The sequence below is a fragment of the Roseovarius dicentrarchi genome, assembly GCF_003316635.1.
In the GTDB taxonomy this organism is placed as follows: domain Bacteria; phylum Pseudomonadota; class Alphaproteobacteria; order Rhodobacterales; family Rhodobacteraceae; genus Roseovarius; species Roseovarius dicentrarchi.
Genome location: NZ_QNQP01000003.1, coordinates 107,909 through 124,308 on the forward strand (window position 1 = coordinate 107,909; position 16,400 = coordinate 124,308).

Here is a 16,400-nt window from a genome sequence, read left to right on the forward strand (position 1 = left end):
GATGAGCCGCGTCTATTACCGCCCCATCGCCCAGAGTGACGCCTGCCGCCCGGCGGATGCCCGCCCTTTGGCGGGCGGCTGGACATGGTTCAACCGGGCCGAGCGTCTCACGCGGGACGGGGGCAGCGATCTGGTGGATATCGCCGATATTCCCGGCGATATCCTGACGCGCCTGACCGCGCCGCGCCCGCCCATTGCGCGCCTCGGCTTTGATGCGCCGCGGCTGATGGGCATCCTGAACGTGACGCCCGACAGCTTTTCCGACGGCGGCCAGTTCAACGCGCCCGAGGCGGCGCTGGCGCAGGCGCATGCGATGGCAGCGGCGGGCGCCGACATGATTGACGTGGGCGGCGAATCAACCCGCCCCGGCGCGCAGCCCGTCCCGGCGGAGGAAGAGATCGCGCGCACCGCGCCCGTCATCGCCGCCATCCGCGCCGGGGCGCAAACGCCCATTTCCATCGACACGCGCAAGGCCGCCGTCGCTCAGGCGGCGATTGGCGCAGGCGCCAATCTGGTCAATGACGTGTCCGGGTTCACCTACGATCAGGCGCTGGCGCCGTGGTGCGCGGACGCCGGCCTGCCGGTATGCGTGATGCACGCGCAGGGCGATCCGCAGACGATGCAGGAAAATCCGGTCTACGATCACGTCACGCTGGATGTTTACGATTTCCTGTCGGACCGGATCAATGCGCTGGTGTCCCAAGGCATCGACCCCGCACAGATCATCGTTGATCCCGGCATCGGCTTTGGCAAGACGCAGGCGCATAACCTGACGCTTCTAAGCCAGCTTAGCCTGTTTCATGGTCTGGGCTGCGCCGTGCTGCTGGGCGCGTCGCGCAAGAAATTCATCGGCACCATCGGCGCTGCCCCGGACCCGGCGGCGCGCATGCCCGGATCGGTCGCCGTGGCGCTGGCGGGCATCGCGCAGGGCGTGCAGATCGTCAGGGTGCATGACGTGGCCGCCACACGCTCGGCGATTGCAGTATGGCGCGCGGCGACGGCTGGGCGCGTCTGAGATTATTCGCGAATAATCTCACGCCCGGCGGCGACCGCTGAACAGCCGCTTCAGCGCGCTGGCCTGGCTCAGGCCGAGGCCGAACAGGATCAGCAGCAGCGCCCAGTAGATGTTTGTCGGCAACTCCTCACCCAGAAAGACGATGCCCAGCATCATTGACCACAGCGGCACCTGATAGTTGAGCAGGGACATGAAAACAGGTCCGGCGCTGCGGATGATCTGGACCAGCAGCAACTGTGCCGTGCCTGTCGCCAGTGTGCCAAGGTATAGCAGCGCCAGCAGGCTGGTTGCCGGAATGCTGTCAGGGACACCCTCGATCATCAGCGCATACGGAACGAACAGCGCAGCACCAATGCTCAGCGCGGCGGCGGCGAGCGAGATCATATCCACATCGGGGCAAAGCCGCGTCAGGATGGCGCCGATGGCATAGCTGAATGCGGCGGCAATGCAGGCAATCCGCGCCGTCAGTTCGAATTCGGTGCCGGTCGCGGCAAAGGCGCTGGGGCCGATCAGCACGGCCACCCCGCAGGTGCCGATCAGAAAGCCGGTAAAGCGGCGCAGGTTCATCCGGTCACCCGGCACCAGAAAATGTGCCAGCGGCAGGATCAGCAGCGGCACAACCGCCATGCAGACGCCGGCAAAGCCCGACGCGACGAATTGCTGGCTCCAGCTGAGCAGGAAGAACGGCAATGCGTTGGTAAAAACACCCATGCCCAGCGCAAAAACCCAGATCAGCCCGGCGCCCTTGCCCCGCACAGGTGGCAGGCCGGTGCCGCGCGCATAGGCGATCGTCAGCAGCAATATCGCCCCAAGGCCAAGGCGGGATGCGACCACCAGACGCGGGCCGACCCCCTCAAGCGCCAGCTTGGTGAACATGAAGGCAGCGCCGAACATGGCGCCAAGCAGGATCAGACGAAACCAGTTGGCAGGGGTGATGGGTGTCATGGCTCTGGCCTTGCGCGCGAGATGTGAAAAGGGGCACCCGCTCAGCGGATGCCCCTCGTGATCGGTCTGAAACTGCGATCAGTTCTTCTCTTTGTCGACCATCTTGCCGGCGGAAATCCACGGCATCATGGCGCGCAGCTTGGCGCCGACTTCTTCGATCTGGTGGGCGTCGTTCATGCGGCGCGTGCCCTTGAAGAAGGGCTGTCCCACGGCGTTTTCCTGCATGAAGTCGCGCACGAATTTGCCCGACTGGATGTCGTGCAGGATCGCCTTCATTTCCTTCTTGGTCTGCTCGTAGGGCAGAACGCGCGGGCCGCTGACATATTCGCCATACTCGGCGGTGTTCGAGATCGAGTAGTTCATGTTGGCGATGCCGCCTTCATAAATCAGATCGACGATCAGCTTGACCTCGTGCAGGCACTCGAAATAGGCCATTTCAGGCGCATAACCGGCCTCGACCAGCGTCTCGAACCCCATGCGGATCAGCTCGACCACGCCGCCGCACAGCACGGCCTGTTCGCCGAAAAGGTCCGTTTCGCATTCCTCGCGGAAGTTCGTCTCGATGATGCCCGAGCGGCCGCCGCCGATGGCGGAGCAATAGGACAGGCCCAGTTCCAGCGCCTTGCCGGATGCATCTGTGTCAACAGCCACGAGGCAGGGCACGCCGCCGCCCTTGACGTATTCGCCGCGCACGGTGTGGCCGGGGCCCTTGGGCGCCATCATGATGACGTCGATCCCTGCCTTTGGCTCGATCAGGCCGAAATGCACGTTCAGGCCGTGGGCAAAGGCGATGGCCGCGCCTTCGCGGATGTTGTCATGCACGTATTTCTTGTAGGTTTCGGCCTGCAATTCGTCGGGCATGGTGAACATGATCAGGTCGGCCCAGGCCGCTGCCTCGGCAATGCCCATGACCTTGAGGCCCTCGCCCTCGGCCTTCTTGGCCGATTTGGAGCCTTCGCGCAGGGCGACGACGAGGTTCTTCGCGCCCGAATCGCGCAGGTTCAGCGCATGGGCGTGGCCCTGGCTGCCGTAGCCCAGGATGGCGACCTTCTTGTCCTTGATCAGGTTGATGTCGCAATCGCGGTCGTAATAAACGCGCATGATGGTGTCCTTTCGTTGCGGTGTTGCTGCTGAAACTACGCGATGTTACCTGAGAGGAACTGCAAAACCGCGTTGATAGGCTGGTTATTTTGAGTATTTATAACCAAGATGAAGCAAGGCTGGGAAAATCATGCTGGATGATACGGACAGGCGGATATTGCGGCATTACCAGCATGCGCCGCAACTGGGGCCCACGGCGCTGGCGGATCTGGCGGGGGTGACGGCCAATACCTGCGCGCGGCGGCTGGAGCGGATGCAGGCGGAGGGCGTGATTTTAGGCAACCGGGCGGTGATCGACTGGGGCAAGCTGGGCTATGAGGTGGAGGTGTCCCTGCGTGCGCAGTTGGACAAGACGCAGCCGCGCGCGTTTGACGAATTCACGGCGGCGGCGCGCGAGGTGCCGGAGGTGATCGAGATCCAGACTTTTCTGGGGCGGGTCGATTTGCGTCTGTATGTGATTGCGCGGGATATGGTGCATTATCAGCATATCTATCGCAGTGCGATCCTGACCCTGCCGCATATCACCGAGATCGAGGCGCTGATGCATATGGCACGGATCAAGTCGGATGAGGGGCTTCCGCTGTGATCGAGTTGGATGACGTGGATCGCCGGATATTGCGCGAATTGGTGGCTGATGCGACGCAGAGCGCCAGCGCGTTGGGGCGCAAGCTGGGCCTGTCGCAGCCCGCCACGTGGCGGCGGGTGAAGCGTTTGTATGATACGGGCGTCATCAAGGGGCAGCGGATGGATCTGGACCGGGAGAAGCTGGGCTTCGGTGTCAGTGTTTTTCTGGGGATCAAGCTGGCCACCAAGGGACGGGTCAGCCTGGATGACTTCGAGCGGGCGGTTTCGGCCATTCCCGAGGTGCAGAGCGTCGAGCATATCCTGGGCGTTTACGACTATCGCCTGCGCGTGGTTGCGCGCGACATCAGCGATTTTGAACGGGTTCTGCGGCGGCGCATCATGACCCTGCCCGGTGTTGGCGATGTCGAGGCCAACGTGCTGCTGAGCGAGGAGCGCAGGCCCGGCCCTATCGGGTAAGATTAGTATGCCGAGGTATCCGTTGCCATTGCGATTGTTGCGCGCTAACAGTTGGAAAACGCAAATCCCGGAGATGCATTATGTCTGCCCTTCTCGATACTGTCGATCCCGATGGCCTGCTGGAATATTCGGTGGTGTTCACCGACCGGTCACTGAACCATATGTCTGCCGCCTTTCAGGGCGTGATGCGCGATATCTCGGACATGCTGAAGGATGTCTATAACGCCGACGCGGTGGCGCTGGTCCCCGGTGGCGGCAGCTACGCGATGGAGGCGGTCGCGCGCCAGTTCGGCAGCGACGCACATGCGCTGATCGTGCGCAACGGCTGGTTCTCGTACCGCTGGACGCAGATTTTCGACGCGGGCAAGTTCACCTCCGAGGAAACAGTGTGCATGGCGCGCCAGTCGGGCAATGATGTCACTGCGCCCTTTGCGCCCGCCCCGATCGAGGAGGTCACCGCGCGTATCCGCGAGGCCAAGCCGGACGTGGTGTTCGCCCCGCATGTAGAGACGTCGGCCGGGATCATCCTGCCCGATGACTACCTGAAGGCGCTGGCGGATGCCGCGCATGATGTGGGCGCGCTGCTGGTGCTGGATAGCATCGCATCGGGTTGCGCATGGGTCGATATGAAGGCGACCGGCGTCGATGTGCTGATCTCTGCCCCGCAGAAGGGGTGGTCGGCCTCGCCGTCCGCCGGGATGGTGATGATGTCGCAGCGTGCCGTGGACCGGATGGAGGGCACGCAGTCGAACAGCTTTGCCATTGATCTGAAGAAGTGGCACCAGATCATGCAGGCCTATGAGAATGGCGGTCATGCCTATCATGCGACCATGCCCACCGATGCGCTGCGCGCGTTCCGCGATACCATGCTGGAGACCAAGGAGTATGGTTTCGAGAAGCTGCGCGATGCGCAATGGGCGCTGGGCAATGGCGTGCGCGCGATGCTGAAGGAGCGCGGCGTGAAATCGGTGGCCGCCGATGGGTTTGGCGCGCCGGGCGTCGTGGTCAGCTATACCGATGATCCCGAGATCCAGAACGGCACGAAGTTTGCCGCCGAGGGGATGCAGATTGCCGCGGGCGTGCCGCTTCAGGTGGGCGAGCCCGAGGGGTTCCGCACCTTCCGGCTGGGCCTGTTCGGGCTGGACAAGCTCTATGACGTCGATGCGGCGCTGGCACGGCTGAAGGCTGTGCTGGACAAGGTGCTGTAATCAGCTGTTGCCGCGCGCGCCGAGGCCCAGACGCATCAGGCCCCGGCGCACCGGCGCCAGCGCATAAAGCGCGTTCAGCCCCATCGCGCGCGCATCGCGCAGGGGCTGGGCGCTGACCATCGAGGCGCGGTTGAGCAGGTCAATGCCCGTCGTGCGCGCCATGATATCGGCGTGGCGGGCGCGGTGGTAGGCGTCCAGCATGGCGGTATCGCCCAGCGTTTCGGGCGATTTTTCGGCCAGATCCAGCAGGGCGGCGACATCGGCAAGGCTCATGTTCAGGCCTTGGGCGCCGATGGGCGGCACCACATGCGCGGCCTCGGCGATCAGGGCGACGCGCTGCGCGCTCATCCGCTCGGCGCGCTGGGTGATGATCGGCCACAGGGTGCGGCGGCTGGCCAGCTTCAGCGGGCCAAGGATGTGGCAGGAGCGGATGTTCATCTCGGCCTCGAAGGCCGTATCGTCCAGCGCGGCAAGGCGCTGCGCTTCGGCGCCGCGCTCCATCCAGACGATGGCCGACGAGGGCATTCCGTCATAGTCAGGCAGCGGGACAAGCGTGAAGGGGCCGCCGCTGCGGTGGATTTCGGTCGAGATATTGCCATGCGGGATCGGGTGCGTGACGGCAAAGGCCAGCGCCTTTTGCCCGTAGCGCGTGGTGTGCACCTTGATGCCGGTTGCGCGGCGGATGGGCGAATTGCGCCCGTCGGCGGCCAGAACCAGCCGCGCGGTGACGCGTTCGCCGCAGGACAAGGTGACAATCGCCTCATTATCGCGGGTCAGCAGGCCGGCGGTGCCGGTGCCGGGGCGAAATTCGACCCCCGGCAAGTCATCAATCCGCGCCAGCATTTCGCGGCGCAGCAGCCAGTTGGGCAGGTTCCAGCCAAAGGGCAGGTCCGACAGCTCATCAGCGGCGAAGGCGCGCACCAAGCGCGGCGCCGGTTCGGCGCCGCCGGCGTCGATGATGCGCATGGTCTGTAGCGGCATTGCGTGGGGCGCAAGCCGGTCCCAGATCCCCGCCCGCTCCAGCAGGGCCTGGGCCGGTTGCAGAAACGCGGTGCTGCGCAGATCGGACCCGCCGGCGTCGCGGTCTGTCACGGGCGCGGCTGGGTCGACGCAAAGGACGCTGAAGCCGGCATTGCCGAAGATGCAGGCCGCCGTCAGCCCGGCAACGCCGCCGCCGGAAATCAGGATGTCAAAATCAGCCATGTCGCCCCCTTGCGAGTGAGTGAAGCGGGGCCAAATAGCCCCCCGCGCTTATTGCCCCAGCGTGATCCAGACCAGCGCGATCCAGATGACCGGCACCAGTGCCAGCGCCGGAATATACAGCCCCGGCACGCCCCAGATAAACACGCTGGCCCCCCACGCGACCAGTGCCAGAACGATCACCAGAATGATCTTGGCGGCGACCATATTTTCCGAGGATTTCGTGCTGCGCTCGCCGGAAGTGGGTTCTGTGTGCGATACGGATGGGTTATTCATCTGAGGGCTCCTTTTTGTTCGCGTCTCGGGCAGATACCCCAATACCCTTAGCATTTCATCCGGTGCATTGCGCGCTAATTGCCGCAGGTGTCAAATAACGCGCGCCAGAAAGCCGCTCAGATCGTCGGTGTGGTGATGGATATGCGCGGCGCGGTGCGGCTGCGGCGCGACATGGACGGTGCGCAGGCCCATCGCGTGCGGCACGGCCAGGTTGCGCGGATCATCCTCGAACATCGCGGCGCGGGACGCGGTCAGCCCATCGGCATCGAATACGGCGCGAAACGCCTCGGCATCCGGTTTGGGGGCGAAACCGGCATGTTCCACGCCATAGACGGCATCGAATATGCCATCCAGCCCGCGTGCGGCGGCAACGCGGGTGGCGTATGGAGCGGTGCCGTTGGTGTAGATGATCTTGCGCCCCGGCAGGGCTGTGATGCGCGCGCGCAGCGCCGGGTCCGGCGTCAGCGGGGACATGTCGATGTCATGGACTGCGATCAGATACTCATCTGGCGCCATGCCATGCACACGCATCAAACCGGCCAGCGTGGTGCCGTGTTCGTGCCAGTAGAGCGCGCGCAGGCGGTTCGCCTCGGCGTGGTCCACGTTCAGCGTGTCCATGACGAATTGCGTCATGCGCAGCTCGATCTGATCGAAAAGGCGCAACTCGGGCGAATACAGCGTGTTGTCCAGGTCGAAAACCCACGTGTCGACGTGGCAGAAATCATGTTTTGTCATGCCGCTATAGGTAGCCGCGCGGGCGGGGCTGTCAACATGCGCGGGCTTGAACGGGCGGGCTTGCGCGCCTAGGGTCTGCCCGGCCTGTAACTGACTGGATGCCCCGCCATGAAACCCGCCCCGACCGATGCCTATTCGCTGATCCTTGAGGCGATTGATATGGGCATTTTCAAACCCGGCGACCGGCTGGTTGAAAGCGATCTGGCCGAGAAGTTCGGCGTTTCGCGCACGCCCATCCGCGAGGCTCTGCAACGGCTTGAGACGCAATCCCTGCTCGCGCGGGACGGGCGCAGCCTGATCGTGGCGTCGCTGGATCACAACCAGCGCGCCGAGCTATACGTCGTGCGCGCCGAGCTGGAAGGGCTGGCCGCCGGTCTGGCCGCGCGCCACGCCACTCCCGAAGAGGTGGCCGTGCTGCGCGGCATGGTCGAGCAGGACCGCGCGCTGATTGGCCGGCCCGATCTGATGGCGCGCGCCAACCGGCGATTTCACAAGCAGATCCATCTGGCCTCGCATAACCGGTTTCTGGTGCAGCAGCTGGATCTTGTGCATCGGTCCATGGCGCTGATGGCCACCACGTCGCTGGCTGCCGAGGGCCGGGGCGAGGCGGCGATTGCCGAACATGACGCCATCGCCCGCGCGATCGAGGACGGCGACGGACGCGCCGCGCATGACGCGCTGAAGGCGCATATCTCCAAGGCGTTCATCACCCGCCTGCGGCTGGAATCAGGCGAGGTCAACGCGATCCCGTAATGGTTGCTGTTCCTGAACCGGTTCGGGTGTCAAAGACAGGCCATGGGTCGTCTTGTCCCAGTAGAATGGCGCGACGATCATCTCATACAGCGCCTTGATTGCGGCAATGGTGCCCAGCGGCGTATAGAGGTGCATCGTGGGCGTCCAGATCATGAGGTGCCGATGCTGGCGGCCAGACACGCCCAGCATGTAAAAGCAGACATTCAGGATCTCGACCGCCAGAAACAGCTGCCCGAACCGCAGCAGATCACTGCGCGGCAGCACGGAATCCAGCGGATGCGGCAGGCCCAGCATCACCAGCCAGAACGACCACAGGAACGGCGCCAGCAGAAACTGTGACAGGGCGGCGACGAAATGCGCCTGAAACCCCAGAAACTGCCACGCGCCCAGTTGCCGAAGCAGCGTGACGGGCCGCCGCATATGCACCAGATAGGTGGTCATGTACCCCTTGAGCCAGCGCGAGCGCTGCTTGACCCACGGCCAGGCGCGGCAATTTGCCTCCTCCCCGGTGACGGTTCCGATGACTTCGGTGCGGTAGCCATGACGCGCCAGACGAAAGCCCAGATCGGCGTCTTCGGTGACGTTATGCGCGTCCCATCCGCCCAAGGCCTCCAGCACGTCGCGCCGGAAATACAGCGTGGTGCCGCCCAGCGGAATGGCGAATCCCAGCCGCGCAAGGCCCGGCAGCATGACGCGGAACCATGTTGCGTATTCGATGGTAAAACAGCGCGCCAGCCAGTTCTGGCGCGGGTTGTAGTAATCCAGGATTCCCTGAAGGCAGGCGACATCCGGCGGCGCGGCCTGAAACCGGCGGGAGATCTGGGTGATCTGGTCGGGGTCGGGGGCATCCTCGGCGTCGAAAATTCCGACGATATCGCCCTCGCAGAAATCCAGCGCATAGTTCATCGCACGCGGTTTTGTGCGCGGCTGGCCATCGGGGACGATAACGGCGCGCATCCATGGCGGCAGGTCGATCTGGGCCAGCGTCTGGCGGGTGGTGTCGTCCTTTTCCTCCAGCACCAGAATGACATCCAGCAGGCATTTGGGGTAAGTCAGCCGCGCAAGCCGGGTGATCAGATGGTGGGCAATCTCGGTCTCGCGGAACAGCGGCACCAGGACCGAGACCTTGGGCAGCTTGGCGCCCGGCGGCAAATCCGGCTGCACGCCCTCGGGCGCGCCCTTGGCGACCCGCGCGCAGACAGCTGCCATTTTCAGCACGGCCGATACGATCAGTGTCACCATGGCCCAGCCCAGAAATACCGAATAAACCGTCACCGGGAATTGCAATGTCAGCGCGATGCACGCGGCCATGACCATCAGCGCCAGCGCGATGCGCCGGGCGGGGGACGCGCGCCAGGTGCGGCAGCTTTCGCTGGCGGGCGTTCGGGACTGGGCGTCGATGGTCAGGCGCGCGCGCGCGGCATCGGCGACCGATGCCTGAATGTCGCGGCGCGGTGCGATGATGCGCGGCAGGTTGCGCAGGTCGGCGGGCAGGGCGGTGTCGCGGGCATGCGCGTCGGGGGTGTCTACCGCCAGTCGCAACCGGCCGTCGGCGCCGCGAATTGGCGCAACATTGGCCTTGATCAACTTGCGCGCATCCATTCCGCCGGGCAGCTCGGCGCCGCGGGCCAGTTCCCGCGATGTGGCAAGGCGCAGATTGGCGCGCGCGGCCTGTGCATTCAGGATGTCGGGCGCATCAACCAGCCCCTCGGACAGCAGCACGCGGTCCAGCGGCGCGTCGCAATGGGCCTGCACGATCTGCGCCAGTTCCGCGTCTGAATTTGAAATGACCCCGGTGCGCACCAGATAGCGGCCCAGACTGCACAGATCATCCCCTTGGGCAAGCGCGCCTGTGCGGCGCACGTCATGCCGTGGATGCGCGTCCAGTTTGCGCAGTTCTGAAATACCCATGAGATACCTTTCGCCATCCCTTCTGGCGAAAAGTTTCGTTCATATTGGTTAATAGAGCGTAAAGGCTTTCTTAACAGCCGTCAGGAAACCGTTTCCTTTTGGGCCATTGACGCGACAAACCGTTCGAAAAGGTAAAAGCTGTCCTGCGGTCCTGGGCTGGCCTCGGGGTGGTGCTGCACCGAAAAGACCGGGCGATTCTCTACCGCGATGCCGCAGTTTGACCCGTCGAACAGCGATACATGCGTCTCGCGCACGCCGTCCGGCAGGCTTTGCCCGTCCACGGCAAAGCCGTGGTTCATCGAGGTGATTTCAACCTTGCCGGTGGTGTAATCCTTGACCGGGTGGTTGGCGCCGTGGTGGCCATGGCCCATCTTGACGGTCTTGGCGCCCAGCGCCAGCGCCAGCATCTGGTGGCCAAGGCAGATGCCGAAAATCGGCAGGTTTGCCGCCAGCAGATCCCTGATCACCGGCACGGCATAGACGCCGGTGGCGGCCGGATCGCCCGGACCGTTTGACAGGAATACGCCATCGGGGCTGTGGGCCAGAACCTCCTCCGCGGTGGCGGTGGCGGGCAGCACGGTGATGTCGCAGCCGGCCGAGGCAAGGCAGCGCAGGATGTTGCGCTTGGCGCCATAGTCGATGGCGACAACCTTGTGTTTCGGATCGGTCTGGCGCGGATAGCCGTCCGGCCATGCCCAGAGCATCTCGTCCCAGCGGTAGGATTGCGCGCAGGTCACATCCTTGGCCAGGTCCTGCCCTTCAAGCCCGGCAAACCCGCGGGCCTTGGCAATCAGCGCGTCGGTATCGAAATTGCCGTCCGGATCATGGGCCAGCGCGACATGCGGCGCGCCCTGCTGGCGGATCGCGCGGGTCAGGCGGCGGGTATCGACGCCGCCGATGGCGATGCGCCCGCGCTGGGCCAGCCAATCATGCAGGTGCTGGGTATTGCGCCAGTTGCTGGGCTCGGTCGGGTCCCATTTGACCACCATGCCGGCGGCGACAGGATCGGCTGATTCGTCATCCTCGGCGCAGGTGCCGGTGTTGCCGATATGCGGAAAGGTAAAGGTGACGACCTGCCCGGCATAGCTGGGGTCGGTCATGATTTCCTGATAGCCGGTCATCGCCGTGTTGAAACACAGCTCGGCCACCACTTCGCCGGTGGCGCCAAAGCCGCGGCCGTAAATCAGCGTGCCATTGGCCAGCGCAAGGCAGGCGGTGGGGCGGGGCTGGGGCGCGTGCGTCATGGCGGCTCTCCGGTAGTGGAATGGCGGGGCAAAATCTGCGCATACCTAAGGGCGGGCAGGGGGACGGTCAAGGGCCAAGCGGCACCGGCGACACCGGGGCGCGGGGGCCGGCAGGTTGCCAGCATGCGCGCCAATCTATAGGGAGCGTAGGCTGGGACAGCGGCCGCATCGGCGGCACGGACCCCAAAGTGAGGATGACCATGGAAATGACACTGCGCGACCGGATTGACACAGCCCTGAAACAAGCCATGCGCGATCGCGATTCCCAGCGGCTTGCAACGCTTCGGCTGATCAATGCCGCGATCAAGGATCAGGAAATCGCCGCTCGCGTCAAGGATGGCGAAACCGGCGTGACCGACGATGATATTCTGGCGATCCTTGGCAAGATGACCAAGCAGCGCCAGGAATCAGTGCGCGCCTACGAGGAGGGCGGCCGGATCGATCTGGCCGAACGCGAGCAGGCGGAAATCGACATTATCGCCGAATTCCTGCCCCGCCAGCTGAGCGATGAGGAAGCCGAGGCCGCCATCAGCCAGGCGATCAATGACACCGGCGCCACGTCGATCCGCGACATGGGCAAGGTCATGGGCGCGCTAAAGGCAAACTATGCCGGGCAGATGGATTTCGGCGCGGTCGGCCCGCGTATCAAGGACCGGCTTTGCTGACAGCAGAACACGTCGGCCCAGCTGCGCGAAGTCAGCTTTGCGCGCGGGCCTCTGTGATGGCGCGGCGCAGTTCGTGATAGAGCGCCTTGCGCTCGTCCTCGGACAGGAACGCGCCCAGCTCGACCTCGCGGCCGGCGCCGCGCAGGGTGATGTAATGCGCCACCGGCCCGCCGGAGGGGTAGATCTGCGGCTGTGCCCAATAGCAGTTGCAATCCCAGGTCTGCACCTCGCCCTTTGGGCTGGTGCGGGTCAGATGCACTTCCCTGTTGTCGATCACCAACGCTTCGTGCAGGCGGCCCGCGCGGTAGCTATGCTCGATCGCCCACCATATCAGCACCACAGCTGCGGCCAGAAACGGCAGCAGCCCCCACAGCACTGCGGTGCCGAGCAGCGCAAACAGCGGCAGTGAGAACATCAGGCAGGTGGCCAGAAGGAAGCCGGCAAAGCCGCGTCTGGACAGCGACCGGTGCGGCCACAGATCCAGCCTGCTGGCGGCCTGATCGGGGGTGGATGGGGACCATTCGTAGGGCATGCTGCGAACCTGAGCTGGGTAATCTTGGTAAAAGGTGTGCCGATGTGGTGCGCGGGTCAAGGGCGGCGCCGGGGGGGCTTTGCCCCCCGCACCCAAAATCCGACAGGATTTTGAGTGCTCCCCCCAGGGTATTGCCACCAAGAAAAAGCCGGGGGCGTCAGCGCGCGTATTTGATGAAGGGCGTCTGTGTGCCGATGCGGTCATAGAGCTTGCGGGCGGTTTCGTTGAAATCCTGCGTCAGCCAATAGACGGTGGGGCAATCATCGGCGTCGGCGGCGGCATAGACCGCCTCGATCAGCTTGCGGCCCACGCCGGTGCCGCGCGCGGATGGGTCGGCGTAGAGGTCCTGGAGGTAGCAGACATCCGCGATCTTCCAGTTATGCGGATGGTAGATGTAATGCACCAGACCGACGGGCTGGCCGTTTTGCAGTGCGATCAGGCCGTTCTGGTTCGGGTGGTCTGCGCTGGTCAGGCGCTGGAACGTGGTGTGATACACCTCGTCCGGCAGGGTAGTTTCGTAGTATTCCAGATAGCCGGTCCACAGACGGCGCCATTCCGTCTTGTCGCTGGCCTGAAGGGGGCGGATGGTGAGGGGGGTAGGCATGGCGCGCGCTTTCTGTTTGATTCGGGTGTTTCACCATAGCAGACGCGCGCGCCGTTCGTGCCCGGCGCGGCGCAGTTATTCGGCGGCGACGGGGCCGGGATCGACCAGTGTGACGATATCGCGCATGATGGTGTTCAGCTCGAAATCCTTGGGGGTGTAGACGCGGGCGACGCCCATGGCGCGCAGGCGTTTTGCGTCCTCCTCGGGGATGATGCCGCCGACGATGACGGGGATGTGCGACAGGCCCGCCTCTTGCATGCGCTTCATCAGATCCTCGACCAGCGGGATGTGGCTGCCTGACAGGATCGACAGGCCGACGACATGGGCGCGGTCATCGAGCGCGGCGCGCACCAGTTCCTCGGGCGTCAGGCGGATGCCCTGATAGTCGATATCCATGCCGCAGTCGCGCGCGCGAAAGGCGATCTGTTCGGCGCCGTTGGAATGGCCGTCCAGCCCCGGCTTGCCGACGAGGAATTTCAAGCGGCGGCCCAGTGCGGTGCTGACCGTGTTCACCCGTTCGCGGATTTCTTCCAGACCTTCGGTTTTGTTCGAGGGGCTGGAGGAGACGCCGGTGGGCCCGCGATATTCGCCGTGGACGGCGCGCATCTGCTGCGCCCATTCGCCGGTGGTCACGCCAGCGCGGGCCGCCTTGATCGAGGCGGGCATGATGTTGCGCCCCTCGGTCGCCGCAGCGCGCAATTCGGCCAGCGCCGATTTGACGGCAGTGGCATCGCGCGCGTTTTTCCAGGCGGTCAGGCGGTCGATCTGCTCGGCCTCGACGGCGGGATCGACCGTCATGATGCCGCCGTCTTCGTCCATCAGCGGCGACGGCTCGCCTGTGGTGAACTTGTTGACGCCGACGACGACCGTCTCGTTGCGCTCGATCCGGTTCAGGCGTTCGGCATTGCTGTCGACCAGCCGCGATTTCATGTAGTCGATGGCGCCGATGGCGCCGCCCATGCTTTCCAGCGTGGCCAGTTCGTGACGCGCGCCTGCTTTCAGTTCCTCAACCTTGCGGTCCACGGCAGGGTTGCCATCGAACAGGTCGTCGAATTCCAGCAAATCCGTCTCATAGGCCAGAATTTGCTGCATGCGCATTGACCATTGCTGATCCCAGGGGCGGGGCAGGCCCAGCGCCTCGTTCCAGGCGGGGAGCTGCACGGCGCGGGCGCGGGCGTTCTTGCTGAGCGTCACCGCCAGCATTTCGATCAGGATGCGGTAAACGTTGTTTTCCGGCTGCTGCTCGGTCAGGCCAAGGCTGTTGACCTGCACGCCATAGCGGAAGCGGCGGAATTTCGGGTCTTCGATGCCATACCGTTCATGCACGATCTCGTCCCACAGATCGACGAAGGCGCGCATCTTGCACATTTCGGTGATGAACCGGATGCCGGCATTGACGAAGAAGCTGATGCGCCCGGCCAGCACGGGAAAATCCGCCTCGGGCACGCGGGGGCGCAATTCGTCCAGCACGGCGATGGCAGTGGCAAGGGCAAAGGACAGCTCCTGTTCCGGCGTCGCGCCGGCCTCTTGCAGGTGGTAGGAACACACGTTCATCGGGTTCCATTTGGGCACGTTTTTATAGCAATACTCGGCCACGTCGCCGATCATCCGCAGCGATGGTTTCGGCGGGCAGATATAGGTGCCGCGGCTGAGGTATTCCTTGATCAGATCGTTCTGCACGGTGCCTTGCAGAACGCTGGGATCTACGCCCTGCTCCTCGGCCACCGCGATATAGAGCGCCAGCAGCCACGGCGCCGTGGCGTTGATCGTCATCGAGGTGTTCATCTGCTCCAGCGGGATATCCTGAAACAGTTGGCGCATGTCGCCCAGGTGGCAGACCGGCACGCCGACCTTGCCCACCTCGCCGCGCGCCAGGATGTGATCGCTGTCATAGCCGGTCTGCGTGGGCAGGTCGAACGCCACCGACAGGCCGGTTTGCCCCTTGGCCAGGTTCGCACGATACAGCGCGTTTGACGCGGCGGCGGTGGAATGGCCGGCATAGGTACGGATCAGCCAGGGGCGGTCTTTTTGCGGATGTGACATCGTGGCGGCCTCGTCAGGTGATTGGTAACAATGTTGCGCTATGAACTGGATATGCGAAAGATTGCACCGTTGTCAATTCGCTGCGTTGCGGCATCCGGCCCTGTTCTGGCTGTAGGATGCAGAGAGCAAACGGTAAAGGCATTTCAGGCGCCGCGGATCGCATGAGCCGGGACATGCGCCATTCATTGCACACATGCCGCATATCGCTGCCAAATTACGCGCTGCCCGCTTGATGCTGGCCCCAAGCGGGCGCTTGCCGTAAAAGCCAGCAAAACCACACACCCAAGGTGCCCGTGGCGCCTTTGCCATGAGGGGCCGAAATGTCAGGACCGCAAGAATTGTTGTACGATATTCCATCTGCCGTCATTTCGCTGGGCCTGCTGGCGGCGATGCTTTTGGCCATGGTCGCCGCCTATCTGATCGGCACTCACAGCCAGCGCCGCACGACCGACGAAGGGCGCAGCCAGACGACCGCCGTGCAGGGCTCGATGCTGGGCCTGTTGGCGTTGCTTCTGGGTTTTACCTTTTCGCTGGGTCTGTCACGGCATGATTCGCGATCGGTCGCTGTTGTGGAGGAGGCGAACGCGATTGGCACTGCGTGGCTGCGCACCGATTTCCTGCCCGAAGAGATCCGCAGCGCTGCCAAGGACGATCTGCGCCGCTACACGCGCCTGCGGCTGGAGGCCGCCGAGGTGTCCGCCGATCAGCACCAGCGTCGCAAGCGTCTGGTGGCCAATGCCGAAGGCGCCTTTGCCGAGCTGTGGACGCAGGCAGCGGCACATGCAGAATCCGGGGGCGGGCCTGCTGCGGTCAGCTATGCCGCATCGCTGAACGACATGATTGATGCGCTGGGCGCGCGCGATGCGGCGATTGAACGGCATGTGCCGGAAATCGTGCTGTTCATGCTGTTCGGCACGTTCATCCTGTCGGGCGCGATGCTGGGCTTTTCCTCGGGTCTGTCGGGGTCGCGGCCGGCAACGCCGGTTTATCTGATGCTGGGGCTGATTGTGCTGCTGGTGTTCATGATCATTGACCTGGACCGGCCACGGCGCGGCCTGATCGAGGTGGACCAGCGGCCGCTGGCCGCGTTGCTGGAGGCGATGAAAGCGCAGTGATGCAGGGGCGCC

At 64.2% G+C, this 16,400-nt stretch carries 17 protein-coding genes; 7 read left to right on the top strand and 10 right to left on the bottom strand.

The features are described 5' to 3' along the window. Window position 1: 1 nt before the first annotated feature. The gene (gene folP / locus DQ230_RS03065; protein ID WP_113911031.1) at window positions 2–1,015 is read left to right on the top strand and encodes a dihydropteroate synthase; all 1,014 of its coding nucleotides are present in this window, start codon (window positions 2–4) and stop codon (window positions 1,013–1,015) included. Window positions 1,016–1,033: 18 nt separating this feature from the next. Here the strand turns inward: folP and DQ230_RS03070 are convergent, their stop codons facing one another. Together DQ230_RS03070 and ilvC are read right to left on the bottom strand one after the other, a co-directional pair. Next, entirely contained in the window at window positions 1,034–1,960 is a 927-nt protein-coding gene (locus DQ230_RS03070; protein WP_113911032.1) for a DMT family transporter, read from the bottom strand. A 78-nt stretch (window positions 1,961–2,038) separates the two neighbouring features. Further along, window positions 2,039–3,061, bottom strand: a complete 1,023-nt coding sequence (gene ilvC / locus DQ230_RS03075; protein WP_113911033.1) for a ketol-acid reductoisomerase — start codon at window positions 3,059–3,061, stop codon at window positions 2,039–2,041. A 130-nt stretch (window positions 3,062–3,191) separates the two neighbouring features. Between ilvC and DQ230_RS03080 the strand changes: the two genes are divergently transcribed. The 3 genes from DQ230_RS03080 to DQ230_RS03090 all read left to right on the top strand — a co-directional run bounded on the left by DQ230_RS03080 (window position 3,192) and on the right by DQ230_RS03090 (window position 5,310). Further along, window positions 3,192–3,647 carry an Lrp/AsnC family transcriptional regulator gene (locus DQ230_RS03080; protein ID WP_113911034.1) on the top strand — a complete coding sequence of 152 codons (456 nt, stop codon included), beginning with the start codon at window positions 3,192–3,194 and terminating at the stop codon, window positions 3,645–3,647. Next, window positions 3,644–4,102, top strand: a complete 459-nt coding sequence (locus tag DQ230_RS03085) for an Lrp/AsnC family transcriptional regulator (protein ID WP_113911035.1) — start codon at window positions 3,644–3,646, stop codon at window positions 4,100–4,102. Before DQ230_RS03080 ends, DQ230_RS03085 begins: the two co-directional genes overlap by 4 nt. 80 nt (window positions 4,103–4,182) lie before the next feature. Beyond that, window positions 4,183–5,310 carry an aminotransferase class V-fold PLP-dependent enzyme gene (locus tag DQ230_RS03090; RefSeq protein ID WP_113911036.1) on the top strand — a complete coding sequence of 376 codons (1,128 nt, stop codon included), beginning with the start codon at window positions 4,183–4,185 and terminating at the stop codon, window positions 5,308–5,310. Here the strand turns inward: DQ230_RS03090 and DQ230_RS03095 are convergent, their stop codons facing one another. The 3 genes from DQ230_RS03095 to DQ230_RS03105 form a co-directional block, all read right to left on the bottom strand. Then, window positions 5,311–6,513 (bottom strand): UbiH/UbiF family hydroxylase, encoded by a 1,203-nt coding sequence (locus DQ230_RS03095; RefSeq protein ID WP_113911037.1) that lies wholly within the window; start codon window positions 6,511–6,513, stop codon window positions 5,311–5,313. 48 nt (window positions 6,514–6,561) lie between these two features. After that, a complete protein-coding gene (locus DQ230_RS03100; protein ID WP_113911038.1) occupies window positions 6,562–6,786 on the bottom strand; it encodes a hypothetical protein in 225 nt (74 codons plus the stop codon). 90 nt (window positions 6,787–6,876) lie between these two features. Beyond that, window positions 6,877–7,521: a pyrimidine 5'-nucleotidase gene (locus tag DQ230_RS03105; RefSeq protein ID WP_113911039.1), complete on the bottom strand. Its 645-nt coding sequence runs from the start codon at window positions 7,519–7,521 to the stop codon at window positions 6,877–6,879. A gap of 108 nt (window positions 7,522–7,629) precedes the next feature. Between DQ230_RS03105 and DQ230_RS03110 the strand changes: the two genes are divergently transcribed. Next, a complete protein-coding gene (locus DQ230_RS03110; protein WP_113911040.1) occupies window positions 7,630–8,274 on the top strand; it encodes a GntR family transcriptional regulator in 645 nt (214 codons plus the stop codon). Here DQ230_RS03110 and DQ230_RS03115 read toward each other — a convergent pair. Further along, window positions 8,248–10,185 (bottom strand): glycosyltransferase, encoded by a 1,938-nt coding sequence (locus DQ230_RS03115; RefSeq protein WP_113911041.1) that lies wholly within the window; start codon window positions 10,183–10,185, stop codon window positions 8,248–8,250. The two genes, DQ230_RS03110 and DQ230_RS03115, sit on opposite strands and share 27 nt — an antisense overlap. Before the next feature lie 80 nt (window positions 10,186–10,265). After that, on the bottom strand, window positions 10,266–11,429 hold the full coding sequence (gene carA / locus DQ230_RS03120) for a glutamine-hydrolyzing carbamoyl-phosphate synthase small subunit (RefSeq protein WP_113911042.1): 1,164 nt from the start codon (window positions 11,427–11,429) through the stop codon (window positions 10,266–10,268). Window positions 11,430–11,635: 206 nt separating this feature from the next. Between carA and DQ230_RS03125 the strand changes: the two genes are divergently transcribed. After that, window positions 11,636–12,094 (top strand): GatB/YqeY domain-containing protein, encoded by a 459-nt coding sequence (locus DQ230_RS03125; protein ID WP_113911154.1) that lies wholly within the window; start codon window positions 11,636–11,638, stop codon window positions 12,092–12,094. 31 nt (window positions 12,095–12,125) lie between these two features. Here DQ230_RS03125 and DQ230_RS03130 read toward each other — a convergent pair whose 3' ends face one another. The 3 genes from DQ230_RS03130 to DQ230_RS03140 all read right to left on the bottom strand — a co-directional run bounded on the left by DQ230_RS03130 (window position 12,126) and on the right by DQ230_RS03140 (window position 15,273). Next, window positions 12,126–12,626: a DUF2244 domain-containing protein gene (locus tag DQ230_RS03130; protein WP_113911043.1), complete on the bottom strand. Its 501-nt coding sequence runs from the start codon at window positions 12,624–12,626 to the stop codon at window positions 12,126–12,128. 157 nt (window positions 12,627–12,783) lie between these two features. Continuing rightward, a complete protein-coding gene (locus tag DQ230_RS03135; protein ID WP_113911044.1) occupies window positions 12,784–13,230 on the bottom strand; it encodes a GNAT family N-acetyltransferase in 447 nt (148 codons plus the stop codon). Window positions 13,231–13,305: 75 nt separating this feature from the next. Beyond that, the gene (locus DQ230_RS03140; RefSeq protein ID WP_113911045.1) at window positions 13,306–15,273 is read right to left on the bottom strand and encodes a protein meaA; all 1,968 of its coding nucleotides are present in this window, start codon (window positions 15,271–15,273) and stop codon (window positions 13,306–13,308) included. Window positions 15,274–15,593: 320 nt separating this feature from the next. Here DQ230_RS03140 and DQ230_RS03145 point away from each other — a divergent pair, with 320 nt between their 5' ends. Then, window positions 15,594–16,388, top strand: coding sequence for a bestrophin-like domain (locus tag DQ230_RS03145; RefSeq protein WP_113911046.1), 795 nt, complete (start codon window positions 15,594–15,596; stop codon window positions 16,386–16,388). Window positions 16,389–16,400: the final 12 nt, after the last annotated feature.